Consider the following 20,335-nt stretch of genomic DNA (forward strand, 5'->3'; position numbering starts at 1 on the left):
CCTTCGGTCTTGCGTTTCCGACTCTATCAGATCCTTTCGGGCCTGATTCCCGGTCGAAATCGGGTTGTCTTTCCGACCCTTCGGCCGTTCCGACGAGTGAGACTTTAGCGGAATCCTGCCCCCCGACGCTAATCGGGGTTTCGCTCCTTCGAGCGTGGATTCCTCATTTCGCAAAAGCGCACTCAAAACAGGCGACGAGATGTCGCTCGCTCAGAGTTGATCTTGCGGAATGGTTGTCCGGGGACCGACCGAGGTCGGTGCTCACTTCGGGCAACTCGGAGAACACTATGGAGGATCGACATGCGATGTCAACCTGAGACTGTGCCGTACGCTCTGCCCATGACTACGCGCACGTGCTCCCTTCAGTGGTGGGCCGCCTGACGGCGGCCGGCATCTGCGCGTGAACTCAGCGGCCGCCGCCTCGGCGGCCGTTCTCGTTTTCTCCCTCCGGGGGTCGGCCGACTGGGCGCGGTGGCTCCGACCAGGAGACGGAGAGCGTGATGAAACGGATCTTCAGCGGGATCAAGCCCACAGGGCACGCGACGCTGGGCAACTACCTCGGGGCGATGCGGCGGTGGGCCGAGGTCGATCAGCACGAGGCTGACGCGCTGTTCAGCGTGGTCGATCTGCATGCGCTGACGATGGAGCACGATCCGGGGCGGGTGCGGAGGCTCAGCAGGCAGGCCGCGACGGTGATGCTCGCGGCGGGGCTGGATCCGGAGCTGTGCACGGTGTTCGTACAGAGTCAGGTGGATGAGCACGCCAGGCTGTCGTATCTGCTGGAGTGCACGGCGACGGACGGCGAGCTGCGGCGGATGATCCAGTACAAGGAGAAGGGCGCGCAGGCCCAGGCGTCCGGGCAGAGCGTGCGGGTGTCGTTGCTGACCTATCCGGTGCTGATGGCGGCCGACATTCTGGCCTATGGGACCGATGAGGTTCCTGTGGGTGACGACCAGGCCCAGCATGTCGAGCTGACCCGGGATCTGGCGGTGCGGTTCAACCAGAGGTACGGCCATACGTTCACCGTGCCGAGGGCGACGCGTCCGCCGGTGGCGGCTCGGGTCATGGATCTGCAGGATCCGACGTCGAAGATGGGGAAGTCGCACGAGGCGGGGGCCGGGATCGTCCATCTGCTCGACGACGCGGACCAGGTGCGCAAGAAGATCATGAGGGCGGTCACGGACAGCGGGCGCGAGGTCGAGTACGACCGTGAGCGCAGTCCTGGCGTGGCGAATCTGCTGGAGATTCTCGCCGCGTCATCGGGTGGGAACCCGATCGACTTGGCCGGTGTATATGAGTCGTACGGGGCCCTGAAGAAGGACACGGCCGAGGCGGTGGTGGAGCTGCTGAGGCCGTTGCGGGAGCGGCATGCGGAGTTGGCGGCGGATGCCGGATATGTCGATGAGGTGCTGAGGAAGGGGGCCGAGCGGGCCAGGGAGATGGCCAGGCCGAGAGTGGATGCGGCCTATGCGGCGATCGGGTTGCTGCCTGGGGCGTGAAGTGGGGGACTGCTTGTCCTGTTCCACTGCCGTGGCGCCACGGCAGTGGGGCGGGACAGCGGTCAGCCGTTGCCGGAGGCGAGTTCGCGGCTGCGGTCGCGGGCGGCTTCGAGCGCGGCGATCAGAGCGGCGCGTACGCCATGGTTTTCGAGCTCACGGATGGCGCTGATGGTGGTGCCGGCGGGGGAGGTGACTGCTTCACGGAGCTTGACGGGATGTTCGCCGCTGTCGCGGAGCATCACCGCGGCGCCGATGGCGGCCTGGACGATGAGGTCGTGTGCCTGGGCGCGGGGCAGGCCGAGGAGGATGCCCGCGTCGGTCATGGCCTCGACCAGGAAGTAGAAGTATGCAGGGCCCGAGCCGGACAGGGCGGTGGCCGCGTCCTGTTGGGTCTCGGGGACCCGGAGGGTCTTGCCGACGCCGCCGAAGATCTCCTCGGTGTGGGCGAGGTGACCGGCTGTGGCGTGGTTTCCAGCGGAGATCACGGACATGCCCTCGTCGACCAGTACGGGGGTGTTGGGCATGACACGGACGACGGGGGTGCCTGCTGCCAGGCGTTCCTCGATGAAGGAGGTGGGAATGCCGGCCGCGGCGCTGATGACGAGGCGCTCGGCGGTGAGGTGGGGAGCCAGTTCGTCAAGGAGCTTGCCCATGTCCTGGGGCTTGACGGCCAGGATGAGGGTGTCGGCGCGCTTGGCCGCCTCGGGGTTGGTGACGGGTTCGACGCCGTAACGGGTACGGAGTTCTTCCGCGCGGTCGGCGCGGCGGGTGGTGACCAGCAGATCGGAGGGTCGCCAGCCGGCGCGGATCATGCCGCTGAGCAGGGCTTCGCCGATCTTGCCCGTGCCGAGGACTGCGACTGTCTGGGTCATGGCTCTGTTCACCTCGCCGGAGGGGGTATGTGCGGACATCCTCGCACCGGAGGTGTGGCGGTGCCGTGCTGTCCGAGGGGCGGTACGGGTGGTGCCGGGCCGGGATGCTCGCCGCGGAGCGCCGACACGCTGGGCATGGTGGGCGTGATGGGCGTGATGGGCAAGGAGTGGCGGCGGCGTGTCAGGGCGCTGGGCGGTGTCGAACGTCTTACGGAGTGAGGAGAGGAGGCAGATTGCGTCTGGCGCCGAGTGTCTTACGTGGAAACCCACTCTTGTCGAGGTGGTCCTGCCGCTTGTGACGGAGAACGAGTTCGATGCCTTGTATGCGACCGCCTTCCCACGATTGGTGGGGCAGCTGTATGCGATGACGGGTGATTACGGCGAGGCACAGGATGTGGTTCAGGAGGCGTTTGTCCGTGCGTGGCATCGTCGGACCTCCTTCGTGGCGGACAAGGCTCCTGAAGCCTGGATCCGTACGGTCGCGATGCGGCTGGCCGTGAGCCGGTGGCGGCGGGCCAGGCGGTGGGTGGAGTTGATGCGTCACCATGCGCCGTTGGCGGATCGGGTACCGGGTCCCGGACCGGAGCACACGGTGCTGGTGCAGGCGTTACGGAAGCTCCCGGAGGCCCAGCGGCATGCGGTGGTCCTCCACCATCTCTGCGATCTGAGCGTGGAGCAGATCGCGGCGGAGACGGGGGCTCCGGCGGGGACGATCAAGGCCCGATTGTCACGGGGGCGGGCGGCTCTGGCCCGATTGCTTGCTCCTGTGGCCTCCGCTGAGGAGAGGCACGGCAGTCATGTCTGACTCCGGCGATCCCGCCTGGGGTCGGGCCGCGGTGCGCTTCGGGAGGGGGTGGTCGGGAGGGGGGTGGTCAGGCGGTGCGGCGGCGGAGAGTGGCCGCGCCGAGGGCGAGTACCAGGATTGCGCAGGCGGCGACGATCAGGACGTCCCTGGTGAAGTCGCCGGTGGCGTCGGCGTGACGCTGGACCTCGGTCATGGCGGCGACGGCGTACGACATGGGCAGAGCGTCGGAGATCGCCTCCAGCGCGGGGTGCATGTCGGCGCGCGGGGTGAAGAGGCCGCAGAGCAACAGTTGCGGGAAGATCACCGCCGGCATGAACTGGACCGCCTGGAATTCGGATGCGGCGAAGGCGGAGACGAAGAGACCGAGGGCGGTGCCGAGCAGGGCGTCGAGTACGGCGACGACGAGCAGCAGCCATGGTGAGCCGATCACGTCCAGGCCGAGACCCCAGAGCGCGAGGGCGGTGGCGAGGAGGGACTGAACGATCGCGACGAGGCCGAAGGCGAGGGCGTATCCGGCGATGAGGTCGCCTTTGCCGATCGGCATGGCGAGCAGGCGTTCCAGGGTGCCGGAGGTGCGTTCGCGCAGGGTGGCGATGGAGGTGACCAGGAACATCGTGATCAGGGGGAAGATGCCGAGCAGGGACGCGCCGATGGAGTTGAAGGTCTCCGGGCTGCCGTCGAACACATAGCGCAGCAGGAAGAGCATCACGCAGGGGACCAGGAGCATCAGGGCGATCGATCGGCGGTCGTGGCGCAGTTGGCGCAGGACGCGAGCGGCGGTGGCGAGGGTGCGGGCGGCGCTCATTGGGCGTTCTCCTGAGGGGTGGTCTCCAGGTCGGTCTGCGGGTTGCTCTGCGGGTTGGCCTCTGGGTTTGCCCCGGGGTTGCTCTCCGGGGTCGTCGCTCGGTTGGTGGCCTCTCGGGTGGAGTCTTTCGGGGGTGCGGTGGCCTGGGCATCGGCTTCGTCGACCAGGTGGAGGAAGGCCGCTTCGACCGTTTCGGAGCGTGTGCGGAGGCGCAGGTCATCGGGGGTGTCCTCGGCGAGGATCTCGCCTTCGCGCATGAGGAGGAGGCGGTGGCAGCGTTCGGCCTCGTCCATCACATGGGAGGAGACCAGGATCGTTGTGCCGCGCCCGTCGGCGAGGCGGTGGAAGAGGTCCCACAGATCGCGGCGCAGTACGGGGTCGAGGCCGACGGTGGGTTCGTCGAGTACGAGCAGTTCGGGGGTGCCCAGCAGGGCGACGGCGAGAGAGACGCGGCTGAGCTGGCCACCGGAGAGGCGGCCGGCAAGGGCGTCGGCGTGCGAGGTCAGGTCCACGTCGGAGATGGCCCGGGTGACATGTTCCCTGCGGGTGTCGCGGTGGTGGCGGCCGGGTTCGAGGACGGAGGCGAAGTACTCGAGATTCTGGCGGACGGTCAGGTCCACGTAGACCGAGGGAGCCTGGGTGACATAGCCGATGCGGGAGCGCAGGGCCGCGTCGCCCGAGGGGCGGCCGAGGACATCGAGCGTGCCCGTGACCTTGGCCTGGGTGCCGACGATCGCGCGCATCAGGGTCGATTTGCCGCAGCCGGAAGGCCCGAGGAGGCCGGTGATCCGGCCGGTCGGAACCGTGAAGTCGATGCCGCGGAGGACGGGCCGGGCTCCTCGTACGACGGTGAGGCCGCGGGCGAGGACGGCGATCCCAAGGGAATTCATCACTCGGTGAATAATCCTCCCGGGTGTGCCACCCGTCAAGGAACCCGTCGGTTCTGGGACTGTCGGTTCTGGGACTGTCGGTGCGGGGGCACGGCGGGGGTTGGGCCCGTAGGTTCGGGGCCGTCGGTTCGTGGGCGCTTCAGTTCTCGAACCGTAGGTTCGGGGGCACGGCGGGGGTTGGGCCCGTAGGTTCGGGGCCGTCGGTTCGTGGGCGCGCGGCGGCCGGTTCGGGCGCGGTCGGGTGCGGGGTCGGGCGCAGGGGCCGGGTCAGCCTCTCGTGGTGGGCCGGATCCGGTATGCCATGTCTACGGAAAGCTGAGCCGCTTCTCGGACTCGGCAGTTTCGGCCACGGCCCACGGCTCTCAGTGCACGGCCCGCGGCTCTCAGGGTTCTGCCTTCGGGGGATGCCGGGGTCGCGATGGTGGCGGTCGGCTCGTCCGTGTACTCCTCCTGGACGCGTCCGCCGGGAACGCCTTCAGGGGTTCGGGGCGCTCCCGGCCGGGGAGATCGGCCGAGGTCGTCGGGCGAGCGATCCACGCTTGGTCGCGGCCCTGGGCCGCGCCTGCCCGATGGTCCGCGTCACCCGGTCCCGACGGGCCTACTTGCGCTTCTGCTTGCCGGTCTTGCCCTTGCGGGCCGACGGGTTACCCGTGCGGGCGTTGCGGCGCTTCTCGTACTGGGCGCGGGCCTTCTCGTACTCCTCGCGGTGCAGTTTCTCGCCGGGCGCCTCGATCAGCGAGCGGAAGAACCACGCGAGCAGGACACCGACGAAGCCGATCGCCCGAAGGCCGCTCAGAGCGTCCGGGGCCCCCGCTCCGGCGGGGCGGCTGAAGCCCTCCCATGTCTTGCGGAAGGCGATCGCGCTGCAGACCGAGAACATCACGATCACCATCGCGTTGAGGAAGCCGCCGACCTCCGCGATCACCAGGCCCTCGTAGCCGAGTTTCAGCGCCAGACAGCCGACGGCCGCCACGGCGAGCGAACCGGCGGCGACGCCGGCCCTGCGCAGCCCGTAGCCACCGTCATGGCCGACCCAGGTCGTACCGAAGAAACGGATGGGCTCCGGCTGCGGGCCGACGCCGCCGCCGTTGGCGGGTGCCTCGTTCGTACCGCGTGTGCCGCCTGTGCCGTCGGTGGTGCCGCTCTGCTCGCTCACGGGGTCGATTATCCCCGTGAGCGGGTTCGGCGGAACTCTGCCGTCAGGAGCAGCGGATGGTCACGTACCCGTCGCTGCCCGTGTTCACGTACGCGTCCGACACATACTCGCCGTTCGCGATGTTGTCCCAGATGTTGGATGTGCCGTACGGGCCGTTGATCCACTCCCCCGGCCGCTGGCAGTTGATCGCCACGGTGGCTCCGAGCGGGAGGGTCCGAACGACGCTGTACCCGGTGCCGGGGCCGCTTCGGACATTGAGCCGGTAGCCCGGTGCGACCGGATAACGCGGGGACCTCGCCGCGGCCTCGACTCCAGCCGAGGCTCCGGCCTCGACCGCTGTGACGGTTTCGGGTGAAGTGCCGGTTTCAGGGGTGGTGGTGTCGCCGCTTTCGGGGCGTACTTCTCCAAGTGCCATTGAAATCTCCCCCGTTGCTATATGTGCGGATACATACCGTACGCCGCGACCCGGCCGACAAGCCACCCCTGGATCGCACTCACCATCGACTAGGCTCCGTGAGTCGCGCGCACGATCAACAATCGGGGGTGGAGATGCCACCGCTGCGCAGCACAGGGGAGTCCCCGGAAGCCCATCCGGAATACGCGGGCCAGTACCGCCTGGAGTCATGCCTCGGCACGGGCGGTATGGGAGTGGTCCATCTGGCCACCTCGGCCTCGGGACTACGGCTCGCGGTCAAGGTCATCCACGCCGAGCACGCGTCGGATCCTGAGTTCAGGGCCCGTTTCCGGCAGGAGGTCGCGGCTGCGCGCCGGGTCAGCGGAGCGTTCACCGCGCCTGTCGTGGACGCCGATCCGGATGCCGAGCGGCCGTGGATGGCCACCCTGTTCATCGAGGCCCCGACGCTCGCCGAGCGGGTGAAGCGGAACGGCCCGCTGGAGTCGGATGAACTACGCAGAACCGGTGCCGGGCTGGCGGAGGCGCTGCGCGACATCCATCGCGCGGGCGTGGTGCACCGCGACCTCAAGCCCAGCAATGTGCTGTTGGCCCCGGACGGCCCGAAGGTGATCGACTTCGGCATCTCCCGCCCCACGGACAGTGATCTGCGCACGGAGACGGGGAAGCTGATCGGGACACCGCCGTTCATGGCGCCCGAGCAGTTCCAGCGGCCGAGAGAGGTCGGCCCCGAAGCGGATGTGTTCGCGATGGGCGCGCTGCTGGTGCACGCGACGACCGGGAGGGGACCGTTCGATTCGGACAGCCCGTACATCGTGGCGTATCAAGTCGTCCACAACGAGCCGGATCTGACGGGTGTTCCGGTGGATCTCGTTCCGTTGATCCGCGGCTGTCTGGCGAAGAATCCGGCGGACCGGCCGACTCCGTACGAGCTGATGGTCGCGCTGCGGCAGGCGTCGCCCTCGGCCGCTTACGACACCCAGACCGACGTACCGGGTCCGCGGACCCCCGACCCTCGGGAGAACGCGCCCGGCGTCGTCTCGGACGCGCCCGCCTCCTCTCGCGCTCCCGGCTCCCCCGGCCACACAGGCGGCTCCTCCGGCTCCTTCGGTTCCTCCGGCGATCCTGCCGGCGCCGGGGATCCCGCAGGTCCCGGGAGTCCCGGGAGTCCCGGGAGTCCCGGGCGTGCCTCGCGGTCGCGGCCGCGGTTCCCGGCGGGCGGGAAGCTGCGGTGGGCGGTCGCCGCGGCGGCGGTCGCGGTGCTGGCGACGGCCGGAATCGTCGTCACCCGGGCGGCCGGTGACGAGTCGACGGCCTCGCCCACGCCGAGCCCGACGCGTACGGAGCAGGTGGCGAAGGAGTTCCCTGGCTGGAGCGTGCCTCTGAGAGGCGGTGACGAGGAGGACCGGATGCCCGCGTGTACGGCGGCACCGGCCCTCACCGCGCTCTACTGCTCCGCCCCCGGGCTCAAGGCGGCCCGGCTGGACCCCGCCACCGGCAAGAGGATCTGGTCCAAGGAGACGGGCAGCGGTTCCCCGCCGAGCGGGCACCCCGGTGCACCGGTCTTCGCGGGCGGGCTCGTCCATGTGGTCTCTCCCGGCGAGCGGAGGCTTGAGGCGCTCGATCCGGAGAGCGGCGAGGCGCGCTGGCGCGTCGGGCTGTCGGCGTACTCGCTCGTCCGGCACGTCGGCGACACGGTGCTGCTGGTGACGGACAGCGGTCTGGTGCGGGCGGTCGACGCGGCGACGGGCGAGCCGCTGTGGAGCCGTCGGCACGGTGGGCTCGGCACGGAGTGGGTGGCCTCGACCGGCGAGGACGCCGTCGCGCTGACCGCCACTCCGTCACCGGACGCGACCTCCACCCTGGTCACCGCGATCGACCCGGCGAACGGCGAGCGGCTGTGGAGGAAACGGCTCGATGGCGGGCTACGGCCGGTGGGAGTGTCCGGGGGCGCTCTGTACCTGATGACGATCGACGGGGACGGGTTCACGAAGGCCGTCGTACGCCTCGATATGACGGACGCCGGGCACGCTGTCCGCAGAGTCCCGCTCCTCACGGCGGTCGACCAGGCGCAGGCGGTGGTGGCGGGTGACATCGTCTATCTGAGCGGGGCCGGCGGGGCGCTGGTCGCGGTCCGTACGACCCCGTCGGGTGCGGGCGCGGGCGATGAACCGCGCCAGCTGTGGCGGCTGGAGACCTCCGTCACCAACCTTTCGCGTCCGACGGCGGACGCGGGGGCGGTGTTCGTGTCGGCCGGGGACGGACGGCTGCTGGCGGTGGACGCGGTACGGGCGTCGCTCATCGGCCAGACCGATCCGCGGATGGACGACGGGCGGTACACCTACGCGTCCTTCCTGCCCGCGCCGGTGGTGGCGGGCGGGCGCGTGTTCGGGACGGCACCGAACGGGTCGGTGTTCGCGGTGGACGCGGGAGCACCGGCCGGCTGGTGAGGCCCCGACACCGGTAAGGACCCGACATCGGTGAGGGCCGAGAAGGGCGGGCTTCGGCGGCCTCGGCGGCCCTCGTCCCCTATCGCGGGCGGGCGGCTCCTTGGGACGGGCGGCCCCTAGGCCGCTTCTGATGGATCTTGCTGGGCTCGCGTGCCCTGGCACCGCACCTCGCCGCGTTGTCGTCGGTCACCTATGCTCCGCATGGACTCCCTCCTCCGCCTTGCGATGCACGGCACCAGACCCCGCTCCCTGATCCAGCCTGATCCATCAGAAACGACCCAGGCCAGGTGGTACCACGACCGGCTGTCGGCGAGCCGGGGCGCGGCCTCCGTCGGGGCGAGGGGCCCACTCCCCGTCCATGAAGGCAGCCCGTTCCTCGTCCGTGATCAGCGATCAAGGGACCAAGGGATCGAGGGATCGTTCCGCCGGGCGGCGAAGGCGGGCGAGACGCCCTGTGGGCTCGCCCGCCTTCCGGGTGCCGTCCGCGCTCCGACCGCGCGGTCACCGCACCCGTTGGCCCCCGGCCACAGCATCAGCCGAGCCGTGTCACATCCCGGACGGCTCCCTTGTCCGCGCTCGTCGCCATCGCCGCGTACGCGCGGAGCGCCGCCGAGACCTTGCGCTCGCGGGACTTCGGGGCGTACACCCCGCCCAGCGCCTCCCGGCGCGTGCTCAGCTCCGCGTCCGGGACGAGCAGCTCGATCGTGCGGTTCGGGATGTCGATGCGGATACGGTCGCCGTCCTCGACGAGGGCGATCGCGCCGCCCGAGGCCGCCTCGGGGGAGGCATGGCCGATGGAGAGGCCGGACGTACCGCCGGAGAAGCGGCCGTCGGTGACCAGGGCGCACGCCTTGCCGAGGCCGCGGCCCTTGAGGAACGACGTCGGGTAGAGCATCTCCTGCATGCCCGGACCGCCCCTGGGGCCCTCGTAGCGGATGACGACGACGTCGCCCTCCTTGATCTCCTTGCGGAGGATCTTGTCGACGGCCTCCTCCTGGGACTCGCAGACGACGGCCGGGCCCTCGAAGGTCCAGATCGACTCGTCGACGCCTGCCGTCTTCACGACGCAGCCGTCCACGGCGAGATTGCCGTGCAGCACGGCGAGTCCGCCGTCCTTGCTGTACGCGTGGGCCGCGTCCCGGATGCAGCCGCCGGCCGCGTCCGTGTCGAGGGAGTCCCACCGCTCCGACTGCGAGAACGCCTCCGCGGAACGGACGCATCCGGGCGCCGCGTGCCACAGCTCGACCGCCTCCTCGGAGGGGGAGCCGCCGCGGATGTCCCAGGTCCCCAGCCACTGCTTGATGGACGGGGAGTGGACGGTGTGGACGTCCTCGTTGAGCAGGCCCGCGCGGTACAGCTCGCCCAGGATGGCGGGGATCCCGCCCGCCCGGTGGACGTCCTCCATGTAGTACGTGCCCTGGGGCGCCACATTCGGCGCGACCTTGGCCAGGCAGGGGACTCGGCGCGAGACCGCGTCGATGTCGGTCAGGCCGTAGTCCAGCTCGGCCTCCTGCGCGGCGGCCAGCAGATGCAGGATCGTGTTGGTGGAGCCGCCCATCGCGATGTCCAGGGCCATCGCGTTCTCGAACGCGGCACGGGTGGCGATGTTGCGAGGCAGGACGCTGTCGTCGTCCTCCTCGTAGTACCGCTTGGTGATCTCGACGATCGTGCGTCCGGCGTTCTCGTACAGCGCGCGGCGGGCGGTGTGCGTGGCGAGGACCGAGCCGTTGCCGGGCAGGGAGAGGCCCATCGCCTCGGTCAGACAGTTCATGGAGTTGGCCGTGAACATGCCCGAACACGAGCCGCAGGTCGGGCAGGCGTTCTCCTCGATACGGAGGATGTCCTCGTCCGAGACGTTCTCGTTGACCGCGTCGGAGATCGCGTTGATCAGGTCGAGCTTGCGGACCGTGCCGTCGACGAGCGTCGTCTGGCCGGCCTCCATCGGGCCGCCGGAGACGAAGACGGTGGGGATGTTGAGGCGCAGCGCCGCGTTCAGCATGCCCGGAGTGATCTTGTCGCAGTTGGAGATGCAGATCAGGGCGTCGGCGCAGTGGGCTTCGACCATGTACTCGACACTGTCCGCGATCAGATCGCGGGAGGGGAGGGAGTACAGCATTCCGCCGTGGCCCATGGCGATGCCGTCGTCGACGGCGATCGTATTGAACTCCCGCGGCACGGCTCCCGCCGCTTTGATGGCCTCGCTGACGATCCGGCCGACCGGCTGGAGGTGGGTGTGGCCGGGGACGAACTCGGTGAAGGAGTTGGCGACGGCGATGATCGGCTTGCCGATGTCCGCGCTGGCTACGCCCGAAGCGCGCATAAGGGCGCGCGCGCCCGCCATGTTGCGGCCGTGGGTGACTGTCCGGGACCTCAGCTCGGGCATCGTCGCTCGCTCCTCGGTAGATGTTCGGTAGGGAAAGCGTACGCCCGCGCTCCAAGATCTGGACATTCCGTCCGGGATGCGGGATCGGTGGTTCACGGTCCGGGCGGGCGGTCGGATGGCGGGTGGTCGGGCGTACGGCTCGGGGCGGTCGCCTTGCGGTCGGGAAGGCGGGCGCGATCGGGAGGGCGCGTCTCGGGCGGCCCACCGTACGCACCGCCTGGGCCTCACGCCGTAGACCTCACTTCTCGGTCAGATACCGCTGCAGCGTCGGGGCCACCATCTTCACGATCTCCTCGCTGTCCGCCGAGGCCATCGGCTCCACCCGGATCACGTACCGCAGAATCGCGATCCCGACCATCTGCGAGGCCGCCAGCTCCGCGCGGAACTTCGGATCCGGTACGTCCAGATCCGCCGCGATCCGCTCCAGCAGCCGCCGGAGCACGAAGCCGCGCAGCACCTTCGCCGCCGCCTCGTTGGTGAGCGCGGACCGGACCACCGCGAGCAGCGGGGCCCGGGTGACCGGGTTCTCCCACACGCCGATGAAGTAGCGGGCCAGCCGTTCGCCGACGCCGTCCCTTCCCTGCCCCAGGATCACCGGGAGAATCAGGACCGGTTCGAAGGAGACCTCGATGGCCGCGGCGAAGACCTCGTCCTTCGTACCGAAGTAGTGGTGCACAAGCGCCGAGTCCACGCGCGCCGCCCTGGCGATCCCGCGCATCGTCGTCTTGTCGTAGCCCCGCTCGGCGAACTCCTCGCGGGCCGCCTGAAGGATCCGGTCCCTGGCGCCCGGCCCCTCGGCCGATTCCTCGCGGGCCGGCCGGCCGCGCCGCCTGGGGGTCGTACCGTCCGTCATGAACCGCGCACTCCCCGTACGCCGAAGGGCGGGGAAGCGGAAGGCACCGACGAGGCCAGATGCAGCCGGGTGAAGGCGAGCGCTTCGGCGAGGTCGGCCTCGCGCTCGGCCGCGGACATCGCGCGGCGGGTGTTGACCTCGATGACCACATGGCCGCCGAAGCCGGTGCGGGCGAGGCGTTCCAGCAGCTCAGCGCAGGGCTGGTCGCCCCGGCCCGGCACCAGGTGCTCGTCCTTCGCGGATCCCTTGCCGTCCGCGAGGTGCACATGGCCGAGCCGGTCGCCCATCCGGTCCACCATCGCCATGGTGTCGGCGCGGGCGGTCGCGGTGTGCGAGAGATCGACCGTGAAGTGGCGGTAGTCGTCCTTGGTGACGTCCCACTCGGGCGCGTACGCGAGCATCTCGCGGTCCCGGTACCGCCACGGGTACATGTTCTCCACGGCGAAACGCACATCCGTCTCGTCCGCCATCCGCCAGATCCCCGAGACGAAGTCCCGGGCGTACTGCCGCTGCCAGCGGAAAGGCGGATGCACGACGACCGTCGACGCGCCCAGCTTCTCGGCGGCGACCTTGGCGCGCTGGAGTTTGGTCCACGGGTCCGTGGACCAGACCCGCTGGGTGATCAGCAGACAGGGCGCGTGAATGGCGTGGATCGGCACCCGGTGGTACTCGGAGAGACGGCGCAGGGCCTCGATGTCCTGGCTGACGGGATCCGTCCAGACCATGACCTCGACACCGTCGTAGCCCAGGCGCGCGGCGATCTCGAAGGCGGTCGCCGTGGATTCCGGATAGACGGAAGCCGTGGACAGGACAACCTTCGCATCCGGGATGCGCACCGCTGGGTCTGCCACTTCTGCCACGGGACACAGCGTACGGGCCGGGGGCGGGGCGATGTGGTGCGACAGCGAGGCGGCGGGGGCGAGTGGCCGATCCGCGGGGGTGGTGGCGGGCTGCGGTGGCCGGTGCGCGAGGCGGTGGCCAGGTGCGCGTGGGCGGTCGCTGGCGCGCCGGGTGGTAGGCCAGCAGGCGCCGGGTCGGTGGCCGGTGCGCGAGGCGTACGCGGGCGGCGGTGCCGGGTGGACGTGGCGTACGCGGGCGGTGGCGGGCCCGGTGTGCGCGGGCGCTAGTCGGCAGGCAGGTGGTCCAGGCGGCGCAGGATCATGCCCTCCCGCAGCGCCCACGGACAGATCTCCAGGATGTGCGCGCCGAACAGATCCATCGCGCCCTCCGCGACGAAGGCCCCCGCCAGCAGCTGGCGGGCCCGGCCCGGGGAGACCCCCGGCAGCGACGCACGCTGCTCGGCAGTCATCTCCGCCAGCTTGGGCAGCCACTCCTGAAGTGATTTACGACTCAGTTCCCGCTGGACGTACAGACCGTCCGACTCACGGGCCGCGCCCGCGATCCGCGCCAGCTGCTTGAACGTCTTCGAAGTCGCCACGATGTGGTCCGGCTTTCCGAATCGCGCGAACTCGCCGACCGTACGGGCGATCTCGGCCCGCACATGTCGGCGCAGCGCCCGTACCGCCTCCGCGTCCGGCGGGTCCCCCGGCAGCATCGCGGCGGTCAGCCGCCCGGCTCCGAGCGGCAGTGACGCGGCCGCGTCGGGCTCCTCGTCGATCCCGTACGCGATCTCCAGCGAGCCGCCCCCGATGTCGATGACCAGCAGCCTTCCGGCCGACCAGCCGAACCAGCGGCGTGCCGCAAGGAACGTGAGCCGGGCCTCCTCGGCACCCGTGAGCACCTGGAGCCGGACCCCGGTCTCCGCGCTGACCCTGGCCAGTACGCGATCGGCGTTCGTGGCATCCCGTACGGCGGAGGTGGCGAAGCTGATGACCTCCTCGCAGCCCTGGTCCTCGGCGGCCTGTACCGCGCGGCGAATCGTCGCGACGAGCCTGTCGACGCCCGCGGAGCCGATGGCTCCGTCGCTGTCGAGCAGTTCGGCGAGGCGCAGTTCCGCCTTGTGGGAGTGGGCGGGCAGGGGGCGGGCGCCGGGGTGGGCGTCCACCACCAGCAGATGCACCGTGTTCGAACCGACGTCGAGGACTCCGAGTCTCATGAGAACGAACGCTACTGCGATCGCGGACTTACCCTGGGCCTGTGCCAAAGACGAAAAAGGCGAAGCCGGGCAAAGCCAAGCGCTCGCAGCGGGTCTCGGAGGAGTCCTCCGGGCAGGTTCCCAACCAGGTCACCGACCGGGTTCAGCGTGATGAGAAGGGCCTGGACTTCCCGAGGGCGTGGGTGGAGTTCCCGGATCCGACCGACGACGAACAGGTCTACCGCTGCGATCTGACGTGGCTCACCTCACGCTGGAGCTGTGTCTTCGGCAGCGGCTGCCAGGGGATCCAGGCGGGTCGCGCGGACGACGGGTGCTGCACCCTGGGCGCGCATTTCTCGGACGACGACGATGAGAAACGAGTCGCCGGACATGTGGCGCGGCTCACTCCCGAGCTCTGGCAGTTCCACGACGTGGGCACGGAGACCGGCTGGGTCGAGGAGGACGAGGACGGCGATCGCCAGACGCGGCGCTGGGAGGGGTCCTGCATCTTCCAGAACCGTCCCGGTTTCGCGGCGGGCGCGGGCTGCTCGCTGCACATCCTGGCGCTGCGGGAGGGGCGGGAGCCGCTGGAGACCAAGCCGGACGTCTGCTGGCAGCTGCCGGTGCGCCGCACATACGACTGGATCGAGCGCCCCGACGACACGAAGATCCTCCAGATCTCCATCGGTGAGTACGACCGCCGGGGGTGGGGGCCGGGCGGGCACGACCTCCACTGGTGGTGCACGTCGGCGACGTCGGCGCATGGTGCCGGGGAGCCGGTGTACGTGTCGTACCGGCCCGAGCTGACGGAGCTGATGGGCAAGGAGGCGTACGAGATCCTGGCGGGTCTGTGCGAGGCGCGGCTGTCCTCCCAGCTTCCGCTGCTGGCTCCGCACCCGGCGGACGGGTAGTCGCGCGGCGGCGCTTGCCGCGCGGGGGGGGTGCGGGTTGCTTGCGGGGGCGGGTGGTGCGGGTTGCCTGCCGTCGCGAGTGGTGCGGGCACTCGTGCAATGCGGGTTGCCCGCTGCCGCAAGGGGCGCGGCGGCTCGTCCAGTGCGGGTTGCCCGCTGCCGCAAGGGGCGCGGCGGCTCGTCCAGTGCGGGTCCGGGGGTCCTCCGGGCTCGACTCCTCGGGGTCGGCGGCATACAGGTGTCTCGTACGGGAACCCCGGACTTGCCGCCGATCCCCTGCGGGGACGACCCTGCACACCCCCTCCCAGAGGCGGACAAGAACGCCCCGCCCCCGAGGTTCGCCGGAAACGCGAAACTCGGGTCCCTCGGGGTGAGGCGCCGGGGAGCGAGTCGGCACATGTGACGGGGCAGCGCGGCCCCCGGCTCCCGAAGCCTTGAGGCTCTGGGTGGGAAGCGAAGTCGCTGGGCTGCTGGGGTGGCGGCTCCCCTGAAAGGGCCGCGGAGTCGGTGGGGGGCTGGAGTGGTCCCGGGGACGGGGATCGGGCGGGTCCGAGGTCAGGGGGACTGGGGTGGCTCGGCAGGGGCGGGGGCTTCGGTGGGCTCGGTGGGGGGTTCCGAGGTGGGGGTTGGGGTCGGGGTCGGCTCGGGATCCGACGGGGTCGGGGTCGGGGTCGTCGGGGATTGGGCGGGAGGCGTGGACGGCGGGGCCGTCGGGGTGGACGGTCGGGGCCCCGGAGAGTGGACGGCTCCGCGGCCCTTGATCATCACCGCTGCGCCGGACGGTTCCAGGCCGATCCGCGCGAGCCATGGGCCTGCCGGTTGGCGTTCGCGGTTCACGGTGACGTGGATCGTGGAGGACTCGCCGGGCCGGAGGACGCCGCCGGTCCGGCTCAGATGGAGCCAGGAGGCGGACGTGCGGGCCGACCAGGTGACCGGAGAGCCTCCGGAGGCGGTGAGGGTGATGCGGGTGACGCCGCCGGAGGATTCGGCGGTGACGGCGAGGCGGCCGGGGGCCTCGCTGCCGGGGTGGCCGGGCGGGGCGGTGCCGATGACCTCGACCGAGACGTCCGGAGAGCCGGGCCCGGCGGTGAGGCGGGGATCGGCTTCGGCGTTGCCCGCGTTCTCGTAGTGGTCGTTGCGGTCCTGGGGCAGGCTCTCCAGACCGCCGCCGTCCGTCTGGGTCGCGCTGACGGTGGGCCCGCGGTCGCGTGCCTCCCCCGTCAGCGGCGCGCCGCGGTACGCCGCCCAGAGGGCGAGTACGGGCGCGGCCACGACCGTCGCCACGACCGTCGTGGTGACGGCACGCGCGCGCATCCGGTCGCGCCGGGCCGCGTGCTCCTTGGGACCGAGCGGGAAGCCGTCGGGGCCGAAGCGCGGCGCGCCCGCGCGGGCGCGCGGAACGTGCGTCATCGCGAGGTACGCGGCGGACCGGGGGGCCTCGACCAGGGGCAGCGCGGCGGGGGTGACCGCGGAACCCGGCCAGGGCCCGCCCGCACCGGCGCGTTCGGCCGCGCGGCGGCAGCGCGGGCAGTCGTCGACGTGCCGGACGAGTTCGGTGCGCAGGGCGGCGGAGAGCAGGACCCGGTTGTCTCCGGTGAGCCGCGCGACGGCCGGGCATTCGCCGGTCTCGACGACGGCGAGCGCGGCCCGGGTGCGCTCGACCTCACAGGCAGCCGCCGCCAGCAGCTCTCGCGCCCCGAGGGCGTTCATGCCGAGGACCGCGGCGATCTCGCGCGCGCCGAGCCCGTGGCGTACGGCGAGTTCGAGGGCCTCACGTTGCTCCGGTGAGGTGCCGGCGGCCTCCGGCCAGGCCAGCAGGGCGAGTTCGGCGCGTCGGCTCTCGGCGGTCTCCTCCGGGATCGTGGGCCGCGCCTCGGTGGCGGCCGGCCTGCCGGTGTGCGCCCCCTGGCGCGTGCGCCGCCGTTCCGCCAGCCGGCGCAGACAGGACCACCGCGCGAGCGCGTACAGCCATGCCTTCCGCTCGGACTCGGCCGCCGGGCCGCGGCCGTGCTGCCGTTCCGCGATGGCGAGTACGTCGCCGAGGAGCGCGGTCGCGGCGTCGTGGTCGCAGAGCGCCGAAAGGCAGTAGGTGAACAGGCCGTCGAGATACGGCTCGTAACGCGAGGGCGGGTGCTGTGCGGCCGGGCTGGGTGCGCGCCGATGCGCCCGGTGCGCGCCGGGTGTGCGGGTGGTGGGTGGAGTCGGCCTGCTGCTGGTCACTCGGCGACCGTAGGCTCAGGGCCGGAGGCGGTTCTTACAGCTTGAACTCTTTTAATTCTAACGGGTGAACAGTTCACTCGAAGGGGGAATGGAACCGACATTCCGCTTGCCGCCGCCCACCTCCGGGCCATCTGTCCGGACTGCCACGTCCGGCGACCGGCCCACCGCCTCGACGGCCGGTCCCGGCCCTCGGCGACGACAGCGGTGGCGGCGGTGTCAGTGGGGCCCGCTACGGTTCCCGTATGGCTGCCCGTACGAAATCCGCGAAGGACCGGCCGTCCTACCGTTGCACCGAATGCGGCTGGACGACCGCCAAGTGGCTCGGCCGTTGCCCCGAGTGCCAGGCGTGGGGGACGGTCGAGGAGTACGGCGCGCCCGCCGTGCGGACCACCGCTGCCGGGCGGGTCTCCACCGCCGCGCTGCCCATCGGGCAGGTCGACGGGCGGCAGGCCACCGCCCGCTCCACCGGCGTGGCCGAGTTGGACCGCGTGCTGGGCGGCGGACTCGTCCCCGGAGCCGTCGTGCTGCTCGCGGGCGAGCCGGGTGTCGGCAAGTCCACCCTGCTGCTGGACGTCGCCGCGAAGGCCGCGAGTGACGAGCACCGCACGCTCTATGTGACGGGCGAGGAGTCCGCGAGTCAGGTCCGTCTCCGCGCCGACCGGATCAAGGCGCTCGACGACCACCTCTATCTCGCCGCGGAGACCGATCTCTCCGCCGTCCTCGGGCATTTGGACGCCGTCAAGCCGTCGCTGCTGATCCTCGACTCCGTGCAGACCGTGGCGTCTCCGGAGATCGACGGCGCTCCGGGCGGTATGGCGCAGGTCCGCGAGGTCGCGGGCGCGCTGATCAGGGCCTCGAAGGAGCGGGGGATGTCCACCCTCCTCGTCGGGCATGTCACGAAGGACGGCGCGATCGCCGGCCCCCGGCTGCTGGAGCATCTCGTCGACGTGGTGCTCCACTTCGAGGGCGACCGGCATGCCCGGTTGCGCCTCGTCCGCGGGGTCAAGAACCGTTACGGGGCGACCGACGAGGTCGGCTGCTTCGAACTGCACGACGAGGGCATCACCGGACTCGCCGACCCCTCGGGCCTCTTCCTCACCCGCAGGGACGCGCCCGTGCCCGGCACCTGTCTGACCGTGACGCTGGAGGGGCGGCGGCCCCTGGTCGCCGAGGTGCAGGCGCTGACCGTCGATTCGCAGATCCCTTCGCCCCGGCGCACCACCTCCGGCCTGGAGACCTCGCGCGTGTCGATGATGCTGGCCGTGCTGGAGCAGCGCGGCCGTATCACCGCGCTGGGCAAGAGGGATATCTACAGCGCGACCGTCGGCGGGGTGAAGCTCTCCGAACCCGCCGCCGATCTGGCGATCGCGCTCGCGCTGGCGTCGGCCGCCAGCGACACCCCGCTCCCGAAGAACCTGGTGGCGATCGGCGAGGTGGGCCTCGCGGGCGAGGTCAGACGGGTCACCGGGGTGCAGCGCCGACTCGCCGAGGCGCATCGGCTGGGCTTCACCCACGCCCTGGTTCCCTCGGATCCCGGCAAGATCCCCTCCGGTATGAAGGTGACCGAGGTCACCGACATGGGAGCGGCCCTGAGCGTGCTTCCGCGCGGCCGGAAGAGGGCGGCGGAGGTGCCCCCGGAAGAGGCCCCCTGGAGTAGTCGGGTAGAAGGCCGGGAAGGCGGCCGGGGGACCAGCCGCGCGGGTGCTCGGCGCACAGAGCGGGCGGACGCCCCACGGGACGACGACGCTCGCCGGTAGACTTTGCCCTGGTCTCGCCCATCCGTACGAGCCGGAGGAGTGCAGTGGCAGCCAACGACCGGGCACCAGCGCCCGGAAAGTCGGGCGCGGGCTCCGGCAATGAAGCGCTGATCCGTGCCGCCGTGAGCGCGGTAGCGCCCGGCATGGCCCTGCGCGACGGCCTGGAGCGCATCCTCCGGGGAAACACCGGCGGGTTGATCGTCCTCGGCATGGACAAGACGGTTGACTCGATGTGCACCGGCGGCTTCGTGCTGGATGTGGAGTTCACCGCCACCCGGCTGCGCGAGCTGTGCAAACTCGACGGCGCGCTCATCCTCGACAAGGACATCACCAAGATCCTCCGGGCGGGTGTGCAGCTCGTCCCCGACGCGTCGATCCCGACCGAGGAGACCGGCACCCGGCACCGTACGGCGGACCGCGTCTCACGGCAGTGCGGATTCCCCGTGGTCTCCGTCTCCCAGTCGATGAGGCTGATCGCGCTGTACGTGAACGGGGAGCGCCGCGTCCTGGAGGAGTCGGCCGCGATCCTCTCCCGCGCCAACCAGGCGCTGGCCACCCTGGAGCGGTACAAGCTCCGCCTGGACGAGGTGGCGGGCACGCTGTCCGCACTGGAGATCGAGGACCTGGTCACGGTCCGGGATGTCACCGCCGTCGCCCAGCGGCTGGAGATGGTCCGCCGCATCGCCAGCGAAATCGCCCAGTACGTGATCGAGTTGGGCACCGACGGACGGCTTCTCTCGCTCCAGCTGGACGAGTTGATCGCCGGTGTGGAGCCCGAGCGGGAACTGGTCGTACGCGACTATGTGCCCGAGCCCACCTCCCCCAGAGCCGCGCCTGGGAGGGGCCCCCAGCGGTCCCGTACGGTCGACGAAGCCCTCTCCGAGCTGGACGCCCTCAGCCACCCCGAGCTGCTGGAACTGCCCATCGTGGCGCGAGCCCTGGGGTACAGCGGGGCGCCGGAGACGCTCGACTCCGCGGTCTCCCCGCGCGGTTACCGGCTGCTCGCGAAGGTGCCCCGGCTGCCCGGCGCGATCATCGAGCGGCTCGTCGAGCACTTCGGCGGGCTGCAGAAGCTCCTCGCGGCGAGCGTCGACGACCTCCAGACCGTCGACGGCGTGGGCGAGGCGCGGGCGCGCAGCGTACGGGAAGGGCTGTCCCGGCTCGCCGAGTCGTCCATTCTCGAACGGTACGTCTAGTGTCCTGAGTCTTTGATTCGGTTCAGATATCCAGTGAGGCGTTCGAAGATCTCGTCAGCGGACTTCGTCCAGACGAAGGGCCTCGGGTTGT

At 70.9% G+C, this 20,335-nt stretch carries 16 protein-coding genes; 6 read left to right on the plus strand and 10 right to left on the minus strand.

Translation table 11 applies throughout. The annotated features are described in order from the left end of the window. Positions 1-500 precede the first annotated feature (500 nt). The gene (trpS, locus tag ACWEFL_RS34985; protein ID WP_451720930.1) at positions 501-1,499 is read left to right on the plus strand and encodes a tryptophan--tRNA ligase; all 999 of its coding nucleotides are present in this window, start codon (positions 501-503) and stop codon (positions 1,497-1,499) included. A gap of 62 nt (positions 1,500-1,561) precedes the next feature. On the opposite strand, the gene proC is transcribed toward trpS, so the two are convergent. Next, entirely contained in the window at positions 1,562-2,371 is an 810-nt protein-coding gene (gene proC / locus ACWEFL_RS34990; protein WP_451720932.1) for a pyrroline-5-carboxylate reductase, read from the minus strand. A 295-nt stretch (positions 2,372-2,666) separates the two neighbouring features. On the opposite strand from proC, the gene ACWEFL_RS34995 reads away from it, so the two are divergent. Next, positions 2,667-3,176 carry a SigE family RNA polymerase sigma factor gene (locus ACWEFL_RS34995; RefSeq protein ID WP_451720933.1) on the plus strand — a complete coding sequence of 170 codons (510 nt, stop codon included), beginning with the start codon at positions 2,667-2,669 and terminating at the stop codon, positions 3,174-3,176. A gap of 67 nt (positions 3,177-3,243) precedes the next feature. Here ACWEFL_RS34995 and ACWEFL_RS35000 read toward each other — a convergent pair whose 3' ends face one another. The 4 genes from ACWEFL_RS35000 to ACWEFL_RS35015 all read right to left on the minus strand — a co-directional run bounded on the left by ACWEFL_RS35000 (position 3,244) and on the right by ACWEFL_RS35015 (position 6,442). Beyond that, positions 3,244-3,981 carry an ABC transporter permease gene (locus ACWEFL_RS35000; RefSeq protein WP_451720935.1) on the minus strand — a complete coding sequence of 246 codons (738 nt, stop codon included), beginning with the start codon at positions 3,979-3,981 and terminating at the stop codon, positions 3,244-3,246. Beyond that, positions 3,978-4,871 (minus strand): ABC transporter ATP-binding protein, encoded by an 894-nt coding sequence (locus ACWEFL_RS35005; protein ID WP_451720937.1) that lies wholly within the window; start codon positions 4,869-4,871, stop codon positions 3,978-3,980. The genes ACWEFL_RS35000 and ACWEFL_RS35005 overlap by 4 nt, the downstream gene beginning before the upstream one ends. A 598-nt stretch (positions 4,872-5,469) precedes the next feature. After that, on the minus strand, positions 5,470-6,027 hold the full coding sequence (locus ACWEFL_RS35010) for a hypothetical protein (protein ID WP_451720939.1): 558 nt from the start codon (positions 6,025-6,027) through the stop codon (positions 5,470-5,472). Positions 6,028-6,070: 43 nt separating this feature from the next. After that, positions 6,071-6,442, minus strand: coding sequence for an SH3 domain-containing protein (locus ACWEFL_RS35015; RefSeq protein WP_451720941.1), 372 nt, complete (start codon positions 6,440-6,442; stop codon positions 6,071-6,073). 134 nt (positions 6,443-6,576) lie between these two features. Here ACWEFL_RS35015 and ACWEFL_RS35020 point away from each other — a divergent pair, with 134 nt between their 5' ends. Further along, positions 6,577-8,889: a protein kinase domain-containing protein gene (locus ACWEFL_RS35020; RefSeq protein ID WP_451720956.1), complete on the plus strand. Its 2,313-nt coding sequence runs from the start codon at positions 6,577-6,579 to the stop codon at positions 8,887-8,889. 532 nt (positions 8,890-9,421) lie between these two features. Here the strand turns inward: ACWEFL_RS35020 and ilvD are convergent. The 4 genes from ilvD to ACWEFL_RS35040 form a co-directional block, all read right to left on the minus strand. Beyond that, positions 9,422-11,272 (minus strand): dihydroxy-acid dehydratase, encoded by a 1,851-nt coding sequence (gene ilvD / locus ACWEFL_RS35025; protein ID WP_451720943.1) that lies wholly within the window; start codon positions 11,270-11,272, stop codon positions 9,422-9,424. 238 nt (positions 11,273-11,510) lie between these two features. After that, complete coding sequence (locus ACWEFL_RS35030) at positions 11,511-12,125, minus strand: TetR/AcrR family transcriptional regulator (protein WP_451720945.1); 615 nt, start codon at positions 12,123-12,125, stop codon at positions 11,511-11,513. Beyond that, positions 12,122-12,976 carry a sugar phosphate isomerase/epimerase family protein gene (locus tag ACWEFL_RS35035; RefSeq protein ID WP_451720958.1) on the minus strand — a complete coding sequence of 285 codons (855 nt, stop codon included), beginning with the start codon at positions 12,974-12,976 and terminating at the stop codon, positions 12,122-12,124. Before ACWEFL_RS35035 ends, ACWEFL_RS35030 begins: the two co-directional genes overlap by 4 nt. Positions 12,977-13,248: 272 nt before the next feature. Further along, positions 13,249-14,181: a Ppx/GppA phosphatase family protein gene (locus tag ACWEFL_RS35040; RefSeq protein WP_451720947.1), complete on the minus strand. Its 933-nt coding sequence runs from the start codon at positions 14,179-14,181 to the stop codon at positions 13,249-13,251. A 41-nt stretch (positions 14,182-14,222) separates the two neighbouring features. On the opposite strand from ACWEFL_RS35040, the gene ACWEFL_RS35045 reads away from it, so the two are divergent. Then, positions 14,223-15,071, plus strand: coding sequence for a hypothetical protein (locus ACWEFL_RS35045; RefSeq protein ID WP_451720949.1), 849 nt, complete (start codon positions 14,223-14,225; stop codon positions 15,069-15,071). Positions 15,072-15,626: 555 nt separating this feature from the next. Here the strand turns inward: ACWEFL_RS35045 and ACWEFL_RS35050 are convergent. Next, complete coding sequence (locus ACWEFL_RS35050; protein WP_451720950.1) at positions 15,627-17,291, minus strand: BACON domain-containing protein; 1,665 nt, start codon at positions 17,289-17,291, stop codon at positions 15,627-15,629. 242 nt (positions 17,292-17,533) lie between these two features. Between ACWEFL_RS35050 and radA the strand changes: the two genes are divergently transcribed. After that, positions 17,534-19,048 carry a DNA repair protein RadA gene (radA, locus tag ACWEFL_RS35055; protein WP_451720952.1) on the plus strand — a complete coding sequence of 505 codons (1,515 nt, stop codon included), beginning with the start codon at positions 17,534-17,536 and terminating at the stop codon, positions 19,046-19,048. A 44-nt stretch (positions 19,049-19,092) separates the two neighbouring features. After that, positions 19,093-20,244: a DNA integrity scanning diadenylate cyclase DisA gene (gene disA, locus ACWEFL_RS35060; protein ID WP_451720954.1), complete on the plus strand. Its 1,152-nt coding sequence runs from the start codon at positions 19,093-19,095 to the stop codon at positions 20,242-20,244. Positions 20,245-20,335: the final 91 nt, after the last annotated feature.

It is taken from the genome of Streptomyces sp. NPDC004838 (assembly GCF_053600955.1).